Annotated in this window: 20 protein-coding genes; 9 read left to right on the top strand and 11 right to left on the bottom strand. The window is 59.7% G+C overall.

Annotated features, from left to right (window positions below; all coding sequences use genetic code 11):
• Window positions 1-61: 61 nt before the first annotated feature.
• The 3 genes from JL2886_RS19820 to JL2886_RS04805 all read right to left on the bottom strand — a co-directional run bounded on the left by JL2886_RS19820 (window position 62) and on the right by JL2886_RS04805 (window position 3,940).
• Window positions 62-1,273: a calcium-binding protein gene (locus JL2886_RS19820; protein ID WP_065270978.1), complete on the bottom strand. Its 1,212-nt coding sequence runs from the start codon at window positions 1,271-1,273 to the stop codon at window positions 62-64.
• Between the two features lie 779 nt (window positions 1,274-2,052).
• Window positions 2,053-3,185 (bottom strand): IS3 family transposase gene (locus JL2886_RS04815; protein ID WP_237028413.1). Its coding sequence is split into 2 segments (ribosomal slippage): window positions 2,053-2,933 and window positions 2,933-3,185, totalling 1,134 coding nucleotides; the frame shifts between segments, so codons are not numbered across the junction.
• 398 nt (window positions 3,186-3,583) lie between these two features.
• Window positions 3,584-3,940 carry a cupin domain-containing protein gene (locus JL2886_RS04805; RefSeq protein ID WP_065270976.1) on the bottom strand — a complete coding sequence of 119 codons (357 nt, stop codon included), beginning with the start codon at window positions 3,938-3,940 and terminating at the stop codon, window positions 3,584-3,586.
• A gap of 144 nt (window positions 3,941-4,084) precedes the next feature.
• Here JL2886_RS04805 and JL2886_RS04800 point away from each other — a divergent pair, with 144 nt between their 5' ends.
• The 3 genes from JL2886_RS04800 to JL2886_RS04790 all read left to right on the top strand — a co-directional run bounded on the left by JL2886_RS04800 (window position 4,085) and on the right by JL2886_RS04790 (window position 6,858).
• Window positions 4,085-4,876 carry an AraC family transcriptional regulator gene (locus JL2886_RS04800; RefSeq protein WP_237028421.1) on the top strand — a complete coding sequence of 264 codons (792 nt, stop codon included), beginning with the start codon at window positions 4,085-4,087 and terminating at the stop codon, window positions 4,874-4,876.
• A 566-nt stretch (window positions 4,877-5,442) separates the two neighbouring features.
• Window positions 5,443-5,940: a GNAT family N-acetyltransferase gene (locus tag JL2886_RS04795; RefSeq protein WP_065270974.1), complete on the top strand. Its 498-nt coding sequence runs from the start codon at window positions 5,443-5,445 to the stop codon at window positions 5,938-5,940.
• A gap of 129 nt (window positions 5,941-6,069) precedes the next feature.
• Complete coding sequence (locus tag JL2886_RS04790) at window positions 6,070-6,858, top strand: hypothetical protein (RefSeq protein WP_065270973.1); 789 nt, start codon at window positions 6,070-6,072, stop codon at window positions 6,856-6,858.
• Between the two features lie 14 nt (window positions 6,859-6,872).
• Here JL2886_RS04790 and JL2886_RS04785 read toward each other — a convergent pair whose 3' ends face one another.
• The 5 genes from JL2886_RS04785 to JL2886_RS04765 form a co-directional block, all read right to left on the bottom strand.
• Complete coding sequence (locus JL2886_RS04785; RefSeq protein WP_065270972.1) at window positions 6,873-7,817, bottom strand: hypothetical protein; 945 nt, start codon at window positions 7,815-7,817, stop codon at window positions 6,873-6,875.
• Between the two features lie 16 nt (window positions 7,818-7,833).
• Window positions 7,834-9,147 carry a TRAP transporter large permease gene (locus JL2886_RS04780; protein WP_065270971.1) on the bottom strand — a complete coding sequence of 438 codons (1,314 nt, stop codon included), beginning with the start codon at window positions 9,145-9,147 and terminating at the stop codon, window positions 7,834-7,836.
• Window positions 9,144-9,857, bottom strand: a complete 714-nt coding sequence (locus JL2886_RS04775) for a TRAP transporter small permease (RefSeq protein ID WP_065270970.1) — start codon at window positions 9,855-9,857, stop codon at window positions 9,144-9,146. The genes JL2886_RS04780 and JL2886_RS04775 overlap by 4 nt, the downstream gene beginning before the upstream one ends.
• A gap of 81 nt (window positions 9,858-9,938) precedes the next feature.
• Complete coding sequence (locus JL2886_RS04770; protein WP_065270969.1) at window positions 9,939-10,919, bottom strand: TRAP transporter substrate-binding protein; 981 nt, start codon at window positions 10,917-10,919, stop codon at window positions 9,939-9,941.
• Between the two features lie 54 nt (window positions 10,920-10,973).
• Window positions 10,974-12,215, bottom strand: a complete 1,242-nt coding sequence (locus JL2886_RS04765; protein WP_065270968.1) for an NAD(P)/FAD-dependent oxidoreductase — start codon at window positions 12,213-12,215, stop codon at window positions 10,974-10,976.
• Between the two features lie 144 nt (window positions 12,216-12,359).
• Here JL2886_RS04765 and JL2886_RS04760 point away from each other — a divergent pair, with 144 nt between their 5' ends.
• Both JL2886_RS04760 and JL2886_RS04755 read left to right on the top strand, forming a co-directional pair.
• Complete coding sequence (locus JL2886_RS04760; protein ID WP_065270967.1) at window positions 12,360-13,265, top strand: LysR family transcriptional regulator; 906 nt, start codon at window positions 12,360-12,362, stop codon at window positions 13,263-13,265.
• Between the two features lie 148 nt (window positions 13,266-13,413).
• On the top strand, window positions 13,414-14,151 hold the full coding sequence (locus JL2886_RS04755) for an aspartate/glutamate racemase family protein (protein WP_065270966.1): 738 nt from the start codon (window positions 13,414-13,416) through the stop codon (window positions 14,149-14,151).
• 15 nt (window positions 14,152-14,166) lie between these two features.
• Here JL2886_RS04755 and JL2886_RS04750 read toward each other — a convergent pair whose 3' ends face one another.
• Genes JL2886_RS04750 through JL2886_RS04740 form a run of 3 tightly spaced genes read right to left on the bottom strand, consistent with a single transcriptional unit; the run spans window position 14,167 to window position 17,248 of the window.
• Entirely contained in the window at window positions 14,167-15,213 is a 1,047-nt protein-coding gene (locus tag JL2886_RS04750) for an ABC transporter substrate-binding protein (RefSeq protein ID WP_065270965.1), read from the bottom strand.
• Window positions 15,183-16,586, bottom strand: coding sequence for a sensor histidine kinase (locus JL2886_RS04745; RefSeq protein ID WP_065270964.1), 1,404 nt, complete (start codon window positions 16,584-16,586; stop codon window positions 15,183-15,185). The genes JL2886_RS04750 and JL2886_RS04745 overlap by 31 nt, the downstream gene beginning before the upstream one ends.
• Window positions 16,583-17,248 carry a response regulator transcription factor gene (locus JL2886_RS04740; RefSeq protein WP_065273533.1) on the bottom strand — a complete coding sequence of 222 codons (666 nt, stop codon included), beginning with the start codon at window positions 17,246-17,248 and terminating at the stop codon, window positions 16,583-16,585. The genes JL2886_RS04745 and JL2886_RS04740 overlap by 4 nt, the downstream gene beginning before the upstream one ends.
• 122 nt (window positions 17,249-17,370) lie before the next feature.
• On the opposite strand from JL2886_RS04740, the gene JL2886_RS04735 reads away from it, so the two are divergent.
• The 4 genes from JL2886_RS04735 (at window position 17,371) to JL2886_RS04720 (ending at window position 21,515) form a co-directional block, all read left to right on the top strand.
• Window positions 17,371-18,351 carry a Bug family tripartite tricarboxylate transporter substrate binding protein gene (locus JL2886_RS04735; protein ID WP_065270963.1) on the top strand — a complete coding sequence of 327 codons (981 nt, stop codon included), beginning with the start codon at window positions 17,371-17,373 and terminating at the stop codon, window positions 18,349-18,351.
• Between the two features lie 96 nt (window positions 18,352-18,447).
• A complete protein-coding gene (locus JL2886_RS04730; protein WP_065270962.1) occupies window positions 18,448-18,942 on the top strand; it encodes a tripartite tricarboxylate transporter TctB family protein in 495 nt (164 codons plus the stop codon).
• Between the two features lies 1 nt (window position 18,943).
• The gene (locus tag JL2886_RS04725; RefSeq protein WP_065270961.1) at window positions 18,944-20,461 is read left to right on the top strand and encodes a tripartite tricarboxylate transporter permease; all 1,518 of its coding nucleotides are present in this window, start codon (window positions 18,944-18,946) and stop codon (window positions 20,459-20,461) included.
• A gap of 142 nt (window positions 20,462-20,603) precedes the next feature.
• Window positions 20,604-21,515 carry an MBL fold metallo-hydrolase gene (locus JL2886_RS04720; RefSeq protein ID WP_065270960.1) on the top strand — a complete coding sequence of 304 codons (912 nt, stop codon included), beginning with the start codon at window positions 20,604-20,606 and terminating at the stop codon, window positions 21,513-21,515.
• The last annotated feature ends 47 nt before the right edge of the window (window positions 21,516-21,562 follow it).

Raw genomic sequence — 21,562 nt, 5'->3', positions numbered from 1 at the left:
CAGGCCGTGTTCTGCCTAGGGGCCGATCTACCCGGACATCTGGAGTGTCCAGTTGGTGGATTTAAACGAACTCGAAATAATCCCAGATCTGCCCCTGCAACACAGTTTGGTCGAAACTGATGGTGATGGCATCACCGGTTGTGCCAAAGCCGATTTCGAAATTGCCACTACTGGAATCCCGGGTGACATGAATGCCTTGCGTGGCCATTGCAGCTTCTATTTCAACGGCGCTTGCCGTTGAGGTGTCAACATCGACACCAAATCCCTGCAGGCGTAGGATATCGCCGCCGAAACGCTGCATAGTGATGAGATCGGTGCCACCCGCTACGTTCTTCTCGAAAATGAACAAGTCAGCGCCGCCGCCGCCCTGCAGGAAGTCATCCCCACGCCCGTCTATCAGTGTGTCATTGCCAAAGCTTCCAGAGAGCGTGTCATTGCCACTCCCGCCAATCAAGCGGTCGTTGCCCTCACCGCCTTGCAATACATCCGATCCACGGCCGCCGGACAAGACATCCCTGTCGCCGCCGCCCTGAAGCCTGTCGTTGCCGCCACCACCAATCAGCCGGTCATTCCCGTCATCACCGCTCAGCACGTCACGGCCGCCGCCTCCAGATAGCTTATCCTTACCAGCCCCTCCTTCCAACGTGTCCTTGCCAGCTTGACCGAACAGCCTGTCATTGCCACTGCCACCAAGAATTTCGTCGTTCCCGCGCCCGCCTTTCAGAATATCCCGGCCACCCAGACCTTCGATGATATCAGCCTGAGACGTGCCGTTATAACGGTCGCGCCCGCTGGTGCCGGACCAGCCGTCTTCGATTGCGAACTCACCATTCACCAAAGGGTTCAGGGCAGTGAGATCCTGCTCGGTCCAGTTCTCGACAAAATCTTTTACCGTCGGTCCCTCGCCGTTGAAATCGATGGTTATGCGATAGGCGTGCGGCACAATGACCGTCACTTCTTCGATCTCGATATTCGCTGTGCTCTCGACCCAGGCGACGTTTTCGTCGGCTTGCGACAAGGTCAGAGGGTCAGGCCAGTCGCCAATGAAATCAGCTGTGACCGATCCCGTGGCATCACTGTAATATGTTAGGCGAAAGACCCCCTCGGGCAGAAATGTTGCCGGAGTGGTTTCGGCCTGTCCAGTCAGGTAGTTTGTGTCTGATAAACCAAAATCAAACCTGGCGCCGCCACCGGCAAAGAATTTCAGATCTACATCGGCAAATGTGTATTCAATCAGGCCATTCAGGTCCTGAAGCGTGACCTCAACTGTCATGCGTATAAAATCCTGTCAAACTAGGTTACCGTAAACACTCAGAAAAAGAATTCGTCGCAATTCGAAGATACGGGCATTGAGTTGTCTAGCCAAGCGCTTTTTGCCTGTAGGAAGGCTCAAACGTCCATAGACACCGAGTTGACGGTGAACATGAACCGCGGCCTCGGCAGCGCCGAGCTTCTTTGTTGTGCCTGTGCAACTTCAAGCATGAGGACTGAGATCTCGCACCTGTTTGGCTTCCCATGCGTCGCTCGGCTCACTGCAATGACCGCTATGGGCTGACAGACGCCATCACCGATGTTGAAGCGTCAAAACGATCAGGAGGAAATGCCTCTTAAAGACAGGTACTTGCCGGACAACCGTTCCGCTGTCTTATCGTTGCACGATCTGGTCTGGTGAAAACAATATGATCTGGGGCTTGCCTTTGTAGAGGTCGATCGTTCCACTAATGGCTACGGATTTCCCGACCAATCTGTCCAAGCTTTGGAACTTATGCGCGTATTTCTTGAAAATGACCGCATAGAACACATGATTGGGAAATCGTCCGCCGAAGTTGATGAAGGTCGTCCCGCCACGGCTTTTTGACACTTGAGAAACCACTCCTTCAACCGTTTCGTAACTTCCGATATTCTGAGCGGCCTCACGAGGTGCGATAGTCTCCGCGTTGGCGAACGTCGTGAGAAACAGTGCAATGCCTAGAGCTGAAATGAACCGAAATAAGAGGTGGTCCTGCTTTTTCGACCAGTTTGCAGCCTTTTTAAGGTGGATCAGGGTTTCATTTAGGCTGCCATTCTCATCGGTTCTGTTTTGCTTTCATAGGCCTCGTTGGGGGTCAATATGCCGTGGGTCGAATGCGGGCGCTCGGAGTTGTAATAGGTCTGCCATTTGCCGATCCCAGTCCGCATTTCTGATCCCGTTTCAAAGGCGTTCAGATAGACGCACTCGTATTTCAACGACCTCCACAGCCGTTCGATCATGCGATTGTCGCGCCAAGCGCCTTTCCCGTCCATGCTGATCTTGATCTTTGCGTCTGTCAGCACGTCGATCCACGCACCGCTGGTGAACTGACTGCCTTGATCGCTGTTGAAGATTTCCGGCGTACCGTACTTGGTAATGGCCTCTTTCAAAGCCTCGACGCAAAAGTTCGCATCCATGCTGTTCGACAGCCGCCAGGACAAAACCTTGCGGCTGTACCAATCCATGATGGCCACAAGGTATAAGAACCCGCGCCGCATCGGTATGTAGGTAATATCTGCGCACCAGACTTGGTTGGGACGATCAATCACCATATTGCGCAGCAGGTATGGCCAAATCCTATGCTGTGGATGCTTCTTGCTGGTATTGGGTTCCTGGTAGATTGGCACCAACCGCATAAGCCGCATCAAACGCCGGACGCGGTGTCGGCCACAGCGATGATTGTTACGCTTCATAAAACGGGCCATCTGACGCGATCCGTACCAAGGCGTTTCCAGAAATTGCTTGTCGATGATTTCCATGAACCGCAGGTTCTCGGCGCTTTCGCCAACGGGCCGATAGTAAAGCCGTGACCGCGACAACTGCAACAGTTCGCACTGTTTACGAAGGCTTAACGGATGATCCCGGCTCACCATTTCTTGCCTCGCGTCCCGAGCAACTGATGCGAGGCTTCGGCTAAAAAATCCCGTTCCACCACCAACTGGCCGATCTTCGAATGCAGCTTGTCCACGTCGACGGCACTGACCTGCCCAGGGGCCGGACCCCGGCGCGTAAATGCTGTCGTCATGTTCTCTATCGCTGCCCGCTTCCAAGTGCCGATCTGGGTCGGATGCACGCCGTATTTCTTGGAAAGTTCCGCCAGCGTCATCTCCTCGCGGATCGCTTCAAGCGCGACCTTAGCTTTGAACTCAGGCGAATGGTTCTTTCGTTTCTTCATTCTGGATCACTTCTTTCGTCATGCGATCCACCTTAACGACTGGTCCGAATTTCCGCGACCACCTCTATAGGTGGGGCATGAATATCTCCAAATCTAAACTTGATGTGCCCATCTCTTATCGAGAGGTTAGGGCAATTTTGTGACCAGAAGGCGTGTCGTAGAAGCGTGCAATTGGCTCCGCCAGCTTTCTGCCGTTTGAAAAACCTAGATGCCGGAAGTCGCCCTCCGCTCTGTCGAGAACCGATGTCCGCTCAGGGCTGCCTAGCGTCATCTGGCGGTGGGGGCGAGGCGGTCATCGACCTGGGGTGCCGCCGCCGCATCGCCGCAAGTCCGGTGTGAGCCCTTTTTACGGATGCTGCGGCGGGCATGAACGTCAGCTAACCCGCCACCAAAATAAATCAGATACGGGTCTTCGGCGCAGCTTCACGATCCGAGTCACCGGAATTGGGTTCCCCTTTGGGTTCGATCAGCAGCACTTTTACTTCGCTGTGTGCCCGTGGCCGATGAACCACGCCCTTCGGCACAATGAACAATTCGCCCGCCTGGACCGTGTGCGATGGTTCCCCCTCAATGTCCATCTGCATCTCGCCTTCCAGGACGTAGAAAAAATCATCTGTGCTGTCATGTTTGTGGAAAGGATATTCACCGACAAACTTGACTACCATAACCTCGTTTTCGTTGTAGTCAGCGACGACATGAGGCTCCCAATGCGTCGAAAAATGCGCCAACTTTTCCGAGAGATTTACTGACTTCATTGATGATTTCCTTCCAGGTAGTGTTGCGAGTAAATTTTCGAAGCCATCAGGAGGCTTTTCATTCAAAGCAACCGACGACCCGACGAAGTAAGATCACACGGCCTGACACCGGGTCTTGAACGATCGTGCGCGAATGATTGGGTGGTGGCGGCGCCGTGGCAAACCGGCATCCAAAGGATTGAGGCGTATTTCTCTGGAGAGGCATATGCTCCGCATCGCCATGATACTTATTCGATCGGATACACAATCAAGGGCGTCCAGAGCTTTAGCTATCGTGGTGCGCGTACTGACAGTGTCGCTGGACAGGTGATCGTCCTTCACCCCGACGAATTTCATACGGGCGAGGCTGGAACAGCAGCCGGATTTCACTATCGAATGCTGTATGTTGAACCTTCGTTGGTGCGTGACGCCCTGGGGCGGCAGGCAAGCGCACTTCCGTTTTTGCGTAAAGCTGTTCTGACTGATCCGCGTTTGATGCAAGCGATCCATGCCGCTTTTACTGATATGGATACTTTGCTGGAGAAAGTGGCAATGGACGAGCTGACAGTGTTGCTGGCGGATGGTTTGCTTGCCAACGATGAATCCGCTCAGCGAACCACGCGGTCTTTGATAGACTTCACGGCGACCAATCGGGCGAAAGAGTATTTGGACGGCAACCTTGATCAAGCTGTTCATTCTGAACAGTTGGAAAAAGTCACTGGCCTGGACCGATATTCACTGTCCCGCCAGTTTAGAAAGGCGTTTGGAACAAGCCCATATCGGTACCTGACAATGCGTCGTTTAGATCAGGTGCGAGGCGACATCGCAGCCGGTGCATCCTTGGTTGATGCTGCCGTGCGGGCAGGTTTCAGTGACCAGTCGCACATGACGCGGCAATTCAAAGCTGGCTATGGAATTTCGCCGGGCCAGTGGCGACGATTAGTCTGTAAGACTTAAAACTTTAATCCAAAGCGGACTCTTTATTTGACAGCCCTGAAAGTCCGCAATGTCCGCTCTGCCGACCTTCATCCTCCGAAAATGCTGCATCATGGAAGAATGGCCGGTTTGATGAAGCTGCGGCGCGGCACCTGCTTGTAGGGTGGAAGGCGGCTTTGGGCCGTTGGGCGCTTATGACATGACTGGTCGCGCCGACTTTGCAGATGTCGCTATCTGCGCTTTGTGCACATTAGGAATGCTGTGTCATACAGGGCGCAAGTGTAAATGTGACCTTCCATATGCGTTTCCCATGGTCACCAAATGTTCTGCAAATGTCTTGGGAAAAATCCGACCTATGTGTTTGAAGTGGTGCAATCTTCCTCTGTCTTGAAAACCGTTGAACGTGAGAGCGTTCCCAGGGTTCGAATCCCTGTCTCCCCGCCACCGATTGCATGTTGCGATCAACCCCCGATCTTCCTTCTCGGTATGCCCTGATCTTGTCCGTTGCTATGGCTGCTCCTAGGATGCGATGCTGCGGGCGCAGGGTCTGCGGCGACAACAGGTTGGAACAGCTCAGAGGAGACAGGATGGCCGAGCTTATCCGTCAGGCCGACCTTGAGGATGCCGAGGCGATTGCAAGGATCGCCAATGACATGATCCGGGATACGCTGATCACCTTTACCTGCGAGGAAAAGACCCCCGCTGCACTTCGGGACGTCATCGGGGAACGCGGTCCGCGTTATCTGGTGGCCGAAATCGACGGGCAGGTGGTTGGATTTGCGACCTATGGCGCGTTTCGCGGCGGGCCGGGGTATCGGCACACGGCGGAACATTCGATACAGCTCGCTCCGGCTGCGCAGGGGCGTGGGCTGGGGCGGCGGCTGATGGCGCGGCTTGAGGATGTCGCCTGCGCCGACGGCATCCATGTGCTGGTGGCCGGTGTCAGTGGCGCCAACCCCGGCGGCATAGCTTTTCATGCTTCGCTTGGCTTTGCCGAGGTGGGCCGCATGCCACAGGTTGGGCGCAAATGGGGGCAATGGCTGGATCTGGTGCTGATGCAGAAGGTCCTGTCAGAGGCGGGCTAACCCGGGGCGGTGGCCTTTGCCTGTCCGTTTTAGGGGCGGTTCGCGTATTTTCTCGAATGCAATTAAAGGAAATATCAATTCTGTCCGGTCAGGATGAGGGCTGCTTGTCGCTCGAAACAGAAGGTTTCCATGGCCCATCGCAATTCTGCACTGGCGTTTACAGCCCTGTCGTTCTCTTTTCTTGCCACCGGTTTGGGGGCGAGCGAACAGTTCTCAATCGTCAGTGAACAGTTCTTTCAGAAGGGCGGGGGAGACAGGCGTCCGGTTCTGGCCATCCCTGCCAAGGCAGAGATCATTCCGCGCACGACCACAGAGGCACGGGCACAGCCCGATCTGGAGGCTGAGATGGAGGCGGTGCAGGCCAATCTGGCCAGCCTCTTCCGGGGGCGCAGCGGCACCAGCATGTTCCGGGATGTAACGCGCCGCAGCATTGTCGGTGGCGATGCTGCGCGCAGGCTGATGCAATTGATTGCCAGCGCCGAGGCAGGCAAGGCGCAATATGATGCGGTGCAATACGCCGCAACGATCCGCCCTTCGAAACTGCCGACGCATATGACCATCGGCGAAATTTACAAATGGATCGACGACACCCCTGGTCAGCAGCATGCCATCGGCCGCTATCAGTTCATTCCGGCCACCCTGAAACGGCTGGTGAAACATGTGGGGGCCAACCGCTCTGACCGGTTCTCTCCACAGCTTCAAGACCGGCTGGCGCAACAGCTTCTCGAAGAGGCCGGCTTCAGCGCGACCGTGGCAGGGGATATGAGCCGTCATGACTTTATGAACAATCTGGCCAAGATCTGGGCCGGTCTGCCGACCTCCAGCGGGAAGTCCTACTATCACGGTCTGGCGGGCAATAAGGCAGTGCTGAGCTGGGCCAAGTTCGACAAGGAAATGGCGCAGCTTTTCCCAGGCTGACAGCGGGCCATGTGTTACCCGGCCTTTTTTTCGGGTCGAGAGCGCGCATAGACGCGGTGCATCACGACAGCGGTCAGATACATCGGCACCTGATAACAGCCGAGAAAGATCAGCAGCGGATCGGTGGTGCTTGCGGGTAGAGCGATCAGAAACAGAGCAAAATTGCGGTTGCCCGCGACCACGGCATAGGGTGCGGCAACCGCTTCGTGGCCCCGGCGGCGCAGCACGGCATAGGTCAGCAGCTGCATGCCGAAATTGGCGGCCAGCGCGAAGGTCATCCATTTGGCGACCAAGAGGGGATCCTGTCGCAGCGTAGGTCCCAGCGCCGCCATCAATCCCACCACGATGACCGCAAGCGCCAGGGTCGTCATCCCGTCCAGCGCCTGCACCTGCTCCTGACGCAGATCGGGGCGGACCAAGTGGCGCAGGGCAAAAGCGGTAATGACCGTGAGAGCGATAGTGCCGATGAGCCGCAGTGTGGCCCACAGGACAGCTTCCAGCCCGCCAAGATCGGGCACCAGCAGGAAGACCGGGATCACCGTCAGCGGCATCAGCGCCGTGCCCAGCACCAGAACGCGAAAGGCAGGCTCTGGCGCGTGTCCCAGCAGGAGGGTGATATTGGGGGCGCCAGTGACCGACGGGGCGCTCAGCATCAGAACCAGCGCAATTGCCGCGGGCGTTCCGGCGAGACCGGTGAGCCAAAGGAGCAGCAGCGCCGCCAGAGGTAGCATCAGTTGCAGAACCAGAACCGCCCGCAGCGAGGACAGCCCTTCGGAAAGTCCGCCAAGGGCGGCGCGGGCACCGATGCGGAAGGCGGTCAGGAACAACAGTCCCGCCACCATCTGCGGCAGCCAAGGGCGCAGGAGCCGAGCCAGATCCGGCAGGAAAAGCCCTGCCACAAGGCCCAGAACCAAAGCGGCCCGGCCGTGCCGGGCCACAAAGGCAAGCGCAGTCAGCATGCCCTCAGCCCGCCCCTTAGCCGGACGGCGTGCTGCGGATGTTCTCCGGCAGCCAGGTGGCCAGCTCGGGCCAGGCGACAAGGATCACCACCATCACCAGCATCAGGCCGACCATGGGAATGGCAGTCTTCGAGATGTAGGAGATCTCGTGCCGGGTCATGCCTTGCAACACGAAAAGGTTGAAGCCGATGGGCGGTGTCACCTGCGCCATTTCCACCACCACGACGATGAAGATGCCGAACCAGATCACGTCGATCCCGGCCTGACGGATCATCGGCTCGACAATGGCCATGGTCAGCACGACCGAGGAAATACCATCAAGGAACATCCCCAGCACTACGTAGAACAGTGTCAATGCAATGATCAGCACCAGGGGCGACAGGTTCATCTGATCGATCCAGCCAGCCAGTGCCCGCGGCAGTCCGGTGAACCCCATGGCCAGCGACAGGAAGGAGGCGCCCATCAGGATCAGTGCGATCATCGCCGAGGTGCGTGTCGCGCCCATCAGCGAGGCCGAGAAGGTGTTCCAGGTAAGCGAGCCCTGCGCCAATGCCAGCGTCATCGAACCAAGGACACCGACCGCGGCGGCCTCGGTCGCGGTGGCATAGCCCAGGTACATCGACCCGATGACAACTGCGACCAGCAGCAGCACCGGGATCAGGAACCGGCTTTCGGCCAGCATCTGCCCAAGGGTCATTTTCGGCTCTTCCTGTGGGCGTTCGCCTTTGTAGAAAAAATGCCAGCCGACGATATAAGCCATGAACAAACCGGCCAGTACCAGACCCGGAAAGATCCCTGCCATGAACAGCTTGGTGATCGATTCATTGATCGACACGCCATAGACGATCAGCGTCAGCGAAGGCGGGATCATCAGGCCCAGCGTTGCCGCGCCCGCCAGCGTACCGATGATCATGAACTCAGGGTACCCTCGCTTGCGCAGCTCGGGGATCGACATCTTGCCAACGGTGGTCAGCGTCGCGGCGGAGGAGCCCGAGACAGCCGCAAAGATGGTGCAGCCGGCGATATTGGTGTGCAGCAAGCCACCCGGTAGCCAGCGCATCCAGGGCGCAAGGCCACGGAACATATCCTCGGAAAGGCGGGTGCGATAAAGGATCTCTCCCATCCAGATGAAGAGCGGCAGCGCTGTCAGCGTCCAGCTGGAGGCGCCGGTCCAGATCGTGGTGATCATCGCGTCGCCTGCGGGGCGGGTGGTGAACAACTCCATCCCGACCCATGCCACGCCCATCAGCGCGAGGCCGATCCAGACCGAGCTGCCAAGCAGGGCAAACAGCACAAAGAGAAAGATGATTGTGGTGTAGATCTCGCTCATTCCACGGCCTCCGAGGTGATGCTGGACCGGCGGGTGATCAGCAGGCGACACAGGTAGTCCCACAAGGCCAGCGCCAGCAGGACGGTGCCGATGGACATGGGCAGCTGTGGCAGCCACACCGGGGTATAGACCCATTCGGACCCGGTCTTGGCCCAAAGCTCCCCCCATTTGCTGGGGGCGGTCGCGAACATGGCGAAAAAGGACAGCAGCCATTCCGGCACAAAGTCCTGCCCCTGCGTGCGGTCATTCAGCATCTTGGAAAAGATGTTGGTCTTGATCGCGTAGCGGGCGAAGTATGTTGCGGTGATGGCCGCGATCCACATCGCCACGGCATCCAGCACCAAACCGATCCGGGGGCTGATGTTGAGAAAGATCGACACCCGGATATGGGCGCCGCGCGTCAATGCATGGGGCAGCGCCAGAAAGGATGTCGCGGCCATGGCATAGCCGGCGTATTCGGTGGAGCCGGGAAAGGTCAGGTTGCTCCAGCGGGCGACCATCTGCGCCACGATCAGCAGAAGGATCAGCAGCATGAAACCCGCCGCCAGAACGCCAGAGCCCAGATAGATCCGGTCCGCCAGCCGCTGGAGGGGGCGCAGTATGCGCCCGGCGGGGCCGGGGACCAGCAGGCAGGCCAGTGCCACAAGGGTTGGAATTACAAACAGCCACAGCCAGAGCGGCAGGCCCAGAAACGGTTGCCAGTCGCGCAAATCGACACCCCCAGAAAGTCAGAAAAGATTAGGCTCCGCCCGCACCAGGCAGGGCGGAGCCATTGCGCCCGCTTGGACGGATCAGTTGCCGTTATAGGCGTCGAGAATGGCTTTGCCATCATCGCCGACCGAGGCAAGCCATTCTTCGGTCATCTTGGCGCCGATTGCCTTTAGCTCGCCCAGGAATTCGGGGCTGGCGTCGGTGACGGTCATGCCATTTTCGCTCAGCTGGTCGAAATACCAGTTGGCCAGTTCCTCGGACTTGGCGGCGCAGGCGGCACCGGTTTCATCGGCGGCCTTCTGAACAGCGGCCTGCATATCATCGCTAAGGCCTTCCCAAGCCTGCTTGTTGACGATGACATAGTTGCGCGGCAGCCAAGCGTTGACCTTGTAGTAATGGCTCAGATGCTCCCAGACCTTGCGGTCATAGCCGGTGGAGCCGGAGGAGATGAAGGCCTCGGCAACGCCGGTGGCCAGCGCCTGCGACAGCTCTGCCGCTTCGATCTGCACCGGGATCATGCCCAGCTCTTCGGCAAAGGTGGCGGTGGCGGTGTTATAGGAGCGGAACTTCACCCCCTGAGTATCGGCCGAAGAGCTGACTTCCTTGTTAAAGTAGAAGCCCTGACCGGGCCAGGGGCAGGTGTAAAGCGCCACGAGGTTGAGATCGGACAGCTGGGCGTTCACCTTGTCCTTGGCGGCGGCCCACAGCTTTTCGTTGTCCGCGTATGTAGTGGCGACAAAGGGCAGGTTGTCCCAGCCCAGAAGCGGCGCCTCGTTGGCATGGGCGGACATGAAGCGTTCGCCGATGGGGGCCTGCCCGGTCTGCACGGCGCGCTTGATCTCGCCGCCTTTGAACAGCGAGCCGCCCGGATGCACGGTGATGTCGATCTCGCCGCCAGTATAGTCGCGGACCTTGTCGGCAAAAACGACGCCCATTTCCGAATGGAAGTTGGTCGCGGCATAGGCCATCGGCATGTCCCATTTTTCCGCCGTGGCTGCCGCAGCCGACAGGGCCAGGGCAGAGACGGAATAGGTAACGGTCTTTGTGAAATTAGCGATCATTTTGATCTCCCTGTTTTGGTTGGTCTTTTTTATGGTTCTTATGATTTTGGCGCCTCAGGCGAACCGGTCCGGTTCATAGGGGCGCAGGTCGATATTGCTGGGCTGGCCTGCGATCATATCGGCGACCATGCGGCCGGTCTTGGCGCCGCCGGTCAGACCCACGTGGTGATGGCCAAAGGCGGCATAGACGCCGGTGCTGCCGACCTCGCCGATCAGCGGCAGGCTGTCCGAGGGCGCGGGGCGATAGCCTAGCCATTCTTCCTCGCTCTCCGCGACCATCTGCGGAAAGCACTGCTTGACCTTGCGGCGCAAGAGCGCCAGCGGTGCCTTGGATTTTTCTTCGCTGAGGCCGCCGAACTCCACCACACCCGCGCAGCGTAGCCCCTGATCCATCGCGGTCGCAACGAATTTCCCTGAGGCAAGCATCATCGGGTTGTTGGGGGTCTGGCTGGGCCCCTTGAAGACGATGTGATAGCCGCGCTCCGCCTCCAGCGGCACGTTGAGTCCCAGTTTCTGCATCAGTGGCTTGGACCAGACGCCGGTGGCCAGCACCGCCTCGCGGCATTCAAAGCGGCCCTTGTCGGTGTCCACGGCGCTGATGCGCCCACCGGACAGGTCAAAATCCTTAACCTCGGCCTGTACGAAGCGTCCGCCCATCTCTTGCAGCAACTTCACCAGATCCTGAACATATTTGCCGGGGTTGAGGATAAAGCCGTGATTTTTCATCACCGCGAGCAACTTCATCTCGGGCGCAAGGATCGGTTCCCGTTCCTGTACTTCGGCGCCTTCGATCAGCTCGGGCACGAACCCGGCCTCGCGGCGCAGATCCCAGACGTATTTATCCGCGTCAAAGGCCGCGCGGTTTTCATAGGCAAAGCAATAGTCGCTTTCCTGCACCCATTTGGCCGCGGGGGTGCCACGGGTCAGGGCCTGATGCTGTTCGACGCTGTCGCCGATGACATTGGTCAGCCCCTTGGCGATGCGGCGGGTGTCACCATCGTTGGCATGCGACAGGTATTTCACAAGCCAGGGCACCAGTTTCGGTGCATAGGACCAGCGCATGAACAGCGGGAAATTGGGGTCCATCAGGTATTTCGGCCCCTTGGGCAGCAGCCCGGGCGTGGTGACCGGCACAATGGCGCAGCTGGCCAGAATGCAGCCGTTGCCATAGGACGCGCCCATGCCCGGCTCGCCCTTGTCAATGAGTGTCACCTCATGGCCCGCGCGGCGCAGCCAGATGGCGGTGGCGGCGCCGACAATGCCCGCGCCGATCACGATGGTCTGCGGCGCGCTCATGCGGGGGGCCGTTCTGCGAAACTGTAGGTGGTCATGATTTCTGTCATCGTCTCTGCTGGTTTTGGCCAACCATGCATAGGGAATTATATCATTTCAAATACTATTATCTGGCAGGGGTATCAGGAAAAATGATATGATTGTGATATGAACCTCAGATTCCGACAGATGCAGGCTTTTCATGCAGTGATGGAAACCGGAACCGTCACCGGCGCGGCGGCGACCCTTGGGATTTCGCAGCCGGGCATTTCCAATTTGCTGAGCCAGTTGGAGCGACAAACCGGGATCAAGCTGTTCGAACGGGTCAAGGGGCGGCTGACCCCCACGCCCGAGGCAACGTTGCTGTTCCGGGAAATCGACACCGTGGTGCGGGGCTTTGATCATGTGACCCAGGCGGTGATCGATTTGCAGAACAAGCAGGTCGGCCAACTGCAGGTTGCCTCGCAGCATTCGATGTCCTTTGGTTTCATGCCGCGGCTGATCGCCGAATTCGCCCGTGACCGGCCGGATTTGTCGATTTCCTTCCAGTCGCAATATTCGTCCAAGATACAGGAATGGGTGCTGTCGGGCCTGTTCGAGATCGGCATCTGCGAAATGCCGCTTCTGTATGATGCGCTGGATGTGCATCCGGTCACCGTGGAATGCCGCATTGCCATGCCGGAGGCCAGCCCGCTGGCCCGGCACGAGGTAATCACGCCCGAATTGCTGGAGGGCGAACCGTTTATCGTGATGGGGCCGGACCACATGACCCACCGCCGCACACGTGAAGCGTTTCTGCAGGCGGGGGTGCCGCTGCGGGCGCGGGTCCATGCGCATCTGTTCAAGAACCTGCTGAGTTTCGTCAAAGAAGGCATGGGCGTTGCCATCATTGATCCCTTCGTGCTGGATTTCGACCGGGACGGCGGCTTTGTCTCGCGCCGGTTTCAGCCTGCAATCCTGATGGAAATGGCCGTCATCACCTCAAGCGCACGACCGCTTTCGGCGATCGGTCAGGAATTTCTGGACCGGCTGAAAACCGCGCTGGTGCCCTATACCCTGGCCGTGTCAGATTGACCCCGCGCGGTCATACCTGCATCGAAGAGGCCACAACGGGTTATCTCAACGACGCTTATCTGTTGACTTGAGGGCCTGCTATCGCGTGAATTTATGATAATTTTACGATTTATGGCTGTTTGAGAACGCAAAGCGGGAGGGCACGGATATGGAGCGCGGTGGCAAGACGGTTTACGGAGCGACTGTTGGGATCCTGATGCTGGAAACGCAGTTTCCACGGGTGCATGGCGATGTCGGAAATGCGCTGACCTGGGATTTTCCGGTGCAGTATCGTGTTGTCGAAGGCGCCAGTCCCGACCGGGTGGTGCGCAATGACCCATCCGACCTGGCCGAGCGCTTTATCGAGGCGGGGCATGACCTGATCCGCTCGGGCTGCGATGGTATCACCACCACCTGCGGTTTCCTGTCGCTGATACAGGAGGAGGTGAAATCGGCGCTTGGCGTGCCGGTGGCTACATCCTCATTGATGCAGGTGCCGATGGTGCAAAGCCTGCTGCCCGCCGGGAAACGCTGTGGCGTTCTGACGATCTCCGAAGAGGCACTGGGCCCGGAACATCTGGCCGCTGCGGGGGCGCCGCCGGACACGCCGGTGGTGGGAACCGATGGCGGGCGCTGCATGACCCGCGATTTTCTGGGGGACAAGCCGACAATCGACTTCGCGGCCTGCCGTCTCGACATGATCGATGCGGGTCTTGGCATGATGCAAAGCTATCCGGACGTTGGCGCCATCGTGCTGGAATGCACCAATATGGTCCCTTATGCGCGGGACCTGCGCAAGGTCACCGGGGTACCGGTTTATTCCATTTATAGTTTCATCAACTGGTTTCAAGCCGGGTTGCTGCCGCGGCATTTCCCGCTAGAGGTGGATGATCCGCGCTGGATGTGACGCGGCGCGCGCAGGCTATTTCTGACTGACGGCGCTGTGCCATTCGTTCAGGAATCGCGCCCGCTTCAGTCGATCCAGAAACACCAGCAGCCCAGGCCCCAGCTGGATCGGCCGCAGGGGCGCGCTGTGATCGCTGGCTTCGACCGGGTAGCGGTGAAACGGGTAGCCGGGATCGGGATCAGAACCCCAGGCTGCCTGCAACAAATGATCGACAAAGGCTCCGGCCAGATCCGGCTGCTGGGCATTTTCTAGGATTACGGCAGTGCGCAGCATCATGTTGGTGTAATCCTGCGGATCGATGATCACGATACTGTCTGTCAGGTCCGTGCGCGCCAGCGCGTAGCTGCCCAGCACATTATAGGCGATGGCGAGATCTCCGCGCGCGACATCGCGGATCATCTGCCCCGAACAGCAGTACAGCCGCACCTCTAGCCCGCCAAAGATCTCCATCAGGCGCCAGTAAGAATCCGAGGTCCGCGCATCTTGGGTGGCAAACAGATAACCAAGGCCGCTGGTGGCGATGTCATAGGTGCCGATACGGCCCCGGAATCGATCGGGGTGCTGTCGTAGAAGGCGGATCAGATCCTGTCGGGTCCGGGGCAGCTCCAGCCCGTTAAAGGCGGCGCGCGACAACAGCAGGGACGCAGGCTCCTGCGAAAAGGCAAAGACATGATCACGCCAGTTCGCCCAGTCCGGCATGCCGTCGGTGGCAGCAGACCTGTGGTGCCGGGTGTAGCCATCGTTGGCCAGTTTGGTCTGCAGGTCCATGGCAGAAGAGACGGCGATATCAAACCGTGCCTGCGGGCCCGAACCCGTGGTCACCACCTCCATCAAAACAGCGCTGCTGACGGTGGTGTATTCGATGGCGGTGCCCGGCCTGTCCGCAAGAAAACTCTCGACCAGCGGCGCCAGAACATCCATGTCCGTAGTGGACAATACCCGCAGCGCCGGGGCGCCCTCGGGGCCAAAACGGCGGAATTCCTCTACTTCAAAACTGGATGCGGGCAAGGCCAACCCCAGGGCCGACACCATCAGCGCAAGGGAAAAGACAAGGAAACGCATGCTCCGGCTCCTGTATCTGAAGGGGCGATGATCAGCTTACCACCATGGGCTTCGGCAACTTCGCGGGCAATGGTCAGCCCGAGGCCGGAGCCGATTGTCCCGGCGGCATTGCTGCCGCGCACAAACCGTTCGGTCAGGGCGGCTGTGTCTGTGTCTTCGGGAAATCCACCTGCCTGATCTTGGACCGAGACGATGGCGTCCAGCGGTCCCTGCCGCACCGTGACCTCAACATTGGTTTCCGAAGGGGCGTATTTGATGGCGTTATCCAGAATATTGCGCACTGCGTTCTGGATCAGAATGGCATCGCCCCAGAGGGGCGCAACCCCGTCGCAGGCAAACTGCAGGTCGATATCCTTCAGATCCGCCACGGGCCGCAGCCGGTCGACCAGGTCATGGGTCAGCGTGTCAAGGGCCACCTCCTTACGCTCCAGACTGTCGGTGCGGAAGGTCACCATGGCATGATCTAAAAGCTGCCCCGCCGCGCGGGAGCTTTCGTCGATAGCGCGGATCATCTCACGCAAGGAGGCTCGGTTTTCTGCCTTGTCCACTCGGCGCAGGGTGATTTCGGCCTGCGCGCGCACCGTGGCCAGCGGCGTGCGGACCCGGTGCGCGGCCTCGGCGATAAAGTCTTCTGAGCGCGCGAGCGAGATGCGCAAGCGTTCGATGAACCGGTTCAGCGATTGCACTAGTGGCAGCATTTCGCTGGGCACCGCATGGCGGACCGGGCGCAGGTCCTTGGGACCACGGCGCGAGACAACGGCACTGAGCGCGTGCAGCGGCTGAATGCTGGATTGCGCGGCCCAGACGCCAAGCAGGGCGGAGATCAGGAAAAATCCGGCGCCCATCAACATGGCCCAGCGGGTCAGCCGCCCCAGCTCCGCCGCCTGTCCTTCACGGGTCTGGGCCACGGTGATGACCACATCGACCGGCCCGCTGTTCAGGGACAGGCGCCGGACCAGCGCCACCATGCGCAGGCTGCTGCCGCGATAGCTTTCGGTGTCAAAGGCGGGATCTCCCGGGGCGGGGCGCTGGGCGGTCTGCGGCAGGTCTTCGTATCCGGTCAGCAGCTGGCCATCCTGACGTACGCTGTAAAACACCCTGTCGTCGCTGACATTTCCCAACATCGACAGCGCCGCATAGGGAATGTCGAGGGTGACCGCGCCGGACTGTACCCGCACCGAATCCATGATCGAGGTGGCCGAGGCGAGCAGGATACTGTCATGGGTGCGCTGGGAGACGTCGCGGGTGAAGATCAGCACAGTGAAGAACAGGATTGCAGCCAGAAAGGCCGCGCTCATCACCACCTGCAGGATCAAGCGGCGGCGCAAAGAACCGCTGGTGCGAACTGGCGCGGGGGGCGGGGGCAGGGTCATGCCAGCGACATCCGATAGCCCAGCCCGCGGACGGTCACGATGGCAGCGCCGGATCCGGCAAGGCGCTTGCGCAGCCGGGCGACATAGACCTCGATGGCATTCTCCGAGACATCCTCGTCATAGGAAAACAGCCGATCCACCAGCTTTGCCTTAGAGTGGATTCGGTCCGGGGCGCTCAGAAAGATCTCAAGCAGCCGCAGTTCCTTGTTGCGCAGCGGCACCGGGGTTCCGGCCACCACAAGCGTGCCGGCCAGCGGATCAAAGACCAGATTCGCGAATCGCTGCTGGTTGGAACTGTTGCCGCCCTGACGCCGCAGAACCGCACGGCAGCGGGCTTCCAACTCGGAAAAATCAAAGGGTTTGGTGATGTAATCGTCAGCGCCAAGGTCCAGCACGCCGACCCGGTCCGACACTTCTGATCGCGCCGTCAGCACGATCACCGGGGTCTTTCCCTCGCGGGCGCGATGGGCTTTCAGGAAGTTGCGGCCATCTCCGTCCGGCAACATAATATCCAACAAAATCAGATCGTAATCCGTGGTTGCGGAAAATGCCTCGGCGTCCCGGGCGCCTGGCGCATGGTCGACAACATGGCCATCCATCCGCAACCGGTCACAGACCGCAGCTGCCAGGCTCATGTTGTCCTCAACCAGCAGAAATCGCATCCCATCCCTGTCCTTGATCCGGCGCATGCTGACAGGTCTGTGACAGGTCCGTGTCAGCTTTGCGTGTTCTTCATTCAGTCATGAGCGGCTTGGCCGCCACTTGTCAAATGGGAGGACAACACATGACATTTACCCTGACCCGACGGGCCCTGATGGCTGCGGCGACCGCGACCCTTGCCCTTGGCGCACCCGCGATGGCCGAAGACATGGCCGTCGACAGCATCCATTTCCTGATTCCCGGCGGCGCCGGCGGTGGCTGGGACGGCACCGCGCGCGGCACCGGCGAGGCGCTGACCAAGGCAGGTCTTGTGGGCACGGCATCGTTCGAGAACATGTCGGGTGGTGGCGGCGGCAAGGCCATCGGCTACCTGATCGAGAACGCCGACAGCAACCACGGTACCTTGATGGTGAACTCTACCCCCATCGTGATCCGCTCGCTGACCGGGGTCTTCCCACATAACTTCCGTGACCTCACGATGGTCGCTGGCACCATCGGCGACTACGCCGCCATCGTGGTGGGCAAGGACAGCCCGATCAATTCCATGGCCGACCTGATCGCCGCCTACAAGGCAGACCCGCGCGGCACTGCCATCGGCGGCGGCTCGGTTCCGGGCGGAATGGATCATCTGGTCGCGGCCATGGTGATGAAGGCAGCGGGCGAGAACCCGACTGAGGTCAAATACATCCCCTATGACGCAGGCGGTATGGCCATGGCGGCGCTGCTGTCGGGCGAGATCAAGGCGCTTTCCACCGGGTTCTCCGAGGCCATCGATCTGGCCAACGCGGGCGAGGTGAAGATCATCGGTGTTACCGCAGATGACCGCGTACCGGCCTATGCCGATGCTATGACCATGAAGGAGCAGGGCATAGACGCGAGCTTTGTCAACTGGCGCGGTTTCTTCGGCGCCCCCGGCCTGCCGGAAGAGCGCAAAGCAGCCTATCAGGCAGCCATCGCCAAGATGTACGACACGCCCGAATGGGAAGAGGTGCGGGCTCGCAACGGCTGGGTCAACATCCACAACAGCGGCGAAGACTTCGAAAAGTTCCTGGAAGGTCAGGAAGAGGTCATCAAATCGCTGATGCAGGAACTCGGGTTCCTCTGATCCCGTGTTTCCAAACCGGCGTCGCCTGTCGGGCATCGATAGATCTGCCCGGCAGGCGACGCCATCCCATTTTCCAAGACGTACCCGGAGGAGAGCATGGCGCTTGATCGATGGATCGCGCTGGTCATCCTGCTGATCAGCCTCACCTATGGCTATGCGGCCTATTTCACCATGGACGCAGGCCTTCCGCCCTTCATGAAATTCAATGCCATCTGGCCCAGCACCTTTCCCAAGGTCCTGTCGGTGCTGGCGGCAATCTGCGCCCTGATCATTGTGTTGAGCCCGCAAAAGGGCGACAGCGGGCCCAAGGTCGGCGATATCGATCACCGGCGGCTTGGCGATTATAAGCTGGGGCAGGCGCTGGCGCTGCTGGCCCTGATGGTGGCCTATGCGCTCTTGCTGCGGCCCGCCGGGTTCCTGATCTCCACGGTGGGCTTCCTGACCCTTGGCGCGGTGATCCTGGGTGAGCGCAAGCTGCACGTCCTGCTGCCCATTGCGGCGCTTGCGGCGGGCGGCGTCTGGTATCTGGTGCAAGAGGTTCTGGGGATCTTCCTCAGCCCCTGGCCGATCTTCTTTGGCGTGGGAGGCTGATATGTTCGAAGGTATCATGATTGGCCTTTCCAGCGCCTTTTCCCTGACGAACCTGATGATGGTGATCGGCGGCTGTCTGATCGGCACATTCATCGGCATGCTGCCGGGCCTAGGCCCGATGAGCATTATCTCCATCATGATCCCGGTGGCGATCACCATCGGCGACCCTTCTGCGGCGCTGATCCTTCTGGCCGGGGTCTATTATGGCGCGATCTTTGGCGGCTCGACCTCGTCGATCCTGATCAATGCGCCGGGGGTTGCTTCGACCGTGGCGACTTCGTTTGACGGCTATCCGTTGGCGCGGCAGGGCAAGGCCGGCAAGGCGCTGACGGTGGCGGCGATCTCGTCCTTCTGCGGAGGCAGCATCGGCGCGGTGCTGTTGATGATCTTTGCGCCCGCGCTGGCAACCGTGGCGCTGCTGTTCCATTCCGCAGAGTATTTTGCGCTGATGGTGGTGGGGCTGTCGGCCATCGCGGCCTTTGCCGGAACCGGGCAGGTGGTGAAGGCGCTGCTGATGACGTTGTTGGGGCTGATCATGGCCACCGTGGGCGAGGGCGCGTTGTTCAACATGCCGCGTTTCACCATGGGGATCATGGATCTGCAGTCCGGCTTTGGCTTTATCACGCTTGCCATGGCGATGTTCGCCCTGCCGGAGGCGCTGTATCTGGTGCTGGATCCCAGCCGGTCCAAGACGGAGGGCGGCAGCAGCGAGATCAAGGAGCTGCGCATCACGCGGGACGAGGCGCGCGCGATTGCCCCGGTGATCGGTCGCCAATCGATCCAAGGGTTTTTGATCGGGGTATTGCCTGGGGCTGGGGCCACGATTGCGTCCTTCCTGGGCTACGCGGTGGAGCGCAATATTGCGCCCAAGGAGGAGCAGGAGCAGTTCGGCAAGGGCTCGGTCAAGGGGCTGGCCGCACCGGAAAGCGCCAATAACGCGGCCTGCACCGGATCCTTCGTGCCGCTGCTGACGCTGGGCATTCCCGGATCGGGCACCACGGCGATCCTCTTGGGTGCGCTCATCGCGCTCAATGTCTCGCCCGGGCCGCGCCTGATGATCGACGAGCCGCAGATCTTTTGGGCGGTGATCATCTCCATGTATGTGGGCAATCTGGTGCTCTTGGTGCTGAACCTGCCGCTGATTCCATACATTGCCAAGGTGCTGGCGGTGCCGCGCAACTACCTGATCCCCTTCATCCTGTTCTTCACCTTGATGGGGGCCTACATCGGGCAGAACAATGCGACCGAACTGCTTATCCTTGTCGGTCTTGGTATCTGCGCCACGGTGCTGCGGTTCGCCGACTACCCGCTGGCACCTTTGCTGATCGGCTTCATCCTTGGCTCGATGCTGGAGGACAACTTTGCCCGCGCGATGCAGCTTTATGACGGGCTGGGCTTCCTGCTGGACCGGCCGATGACGCTGGCGCTTCTGGTGCTGGCGGGGCTTCTGGTGCTGTTGCCAAGCTATCGCGCGCGCCGGGCACGGCTGCGGCAGGCAGGGGTGTCCGACGGCGACTGAGTATTAGCCCTGAAATTATGAACTGGCCCGGGCGGACATGCCGGGCCAGTTTTTTTGTCTGCGTCGGATGGTCCTCTGTCTGACGCTCGCCCACTCTGGCAGGGTCTGACGGGAACGCGCGCAGATGCCGGGAGGGCTGCACATGAAATCACTTACCTTGACCCTTGTTCTGTCAGTCCTGCCGCTGGCCGCCTTCGCGGATGTGCTGGAGGTGCAGAAGGTTACCGATGATGTCTGGGCGCTGGTCGGCCCGAAAAGCCAACGCAACACTGAAAACCTTGGCAACAATGCCACCTTCGGCGTGGTGGTCACCTCCGAGGGGGTGGTGCTGATGGATCCCGGCGGTTCGTGGAAAGGCGCCGAGATGATTGACGCCACCATAGATCAGATCACCGATCAGCCGGTGACCTATGTGATCGACACCGGCGGGCAGGATCACCGCTGGCTGGGCAATGGTTACTGGCAGGCGCAGGGCGCAACCGTGATCGCATCCGAGGCCGCGGTGGCCGATCACAAGGACCGCCAGTCTATGCAGATGACGATGCTCTCGCAGCTTTTGGGGGATGAACTGGCAGGCACCGAGCCGCGCTATGCCGATGTGACCTTTGAAACGGGTCATGATCTCACGGTCGGTGGTCTGACCTTCCAGATCACCCATCACGGGCAGGCCCATACGCCGGGCGACAGTTTTGTCTGGCTCAAGGACCGGGATGTGATGTTCACCGGGGATATTGTTTATGTGGAGCGGATCCTTGGCGTCGGGCCGCAGTCAAATGCCAAAAGCTGGATCGAGACCTTTGAGGCGATGGCGGCCTATGAGCCGACCCATGTGGTTCCCGGCCATGGCCATGCCACCACGCTGGAACAGGCCCGCGCTGACACCTACGAATACCTTGTGAACCTGCGCTCCCAAATCGGTGCCCTGATCGAAGAGGGCGGTGATATCATGGACGCGCCCGGGGTTGATCAGTCTGCTTTTGCCGGGCTTGAGCAATTCGACAGTCTGGCCGGGCGCAATGCGCAGACGGTCTATGAGGAGATGGAGTGGGAATAACCCCGCTGGCCCTTCTGTAACCTGTAGCCGCCTCCATCCCGGGGGCG

Source organism: Phaeobacter gallaeciensis (assembly GCF_001678945.1).
GTDB classification, from domain to species: Bacteria; Pseudomonadota; Alphaproteobacteria; order Rhodobacterales; family Rhodobacteraceae; genus Phycobacter; species Phycobacter gallaeciensis_A.
Note: the sequence above shows the minus strand (reverse complement) of the source record. Positions and strands in the feature narration are given on the sequence as shown.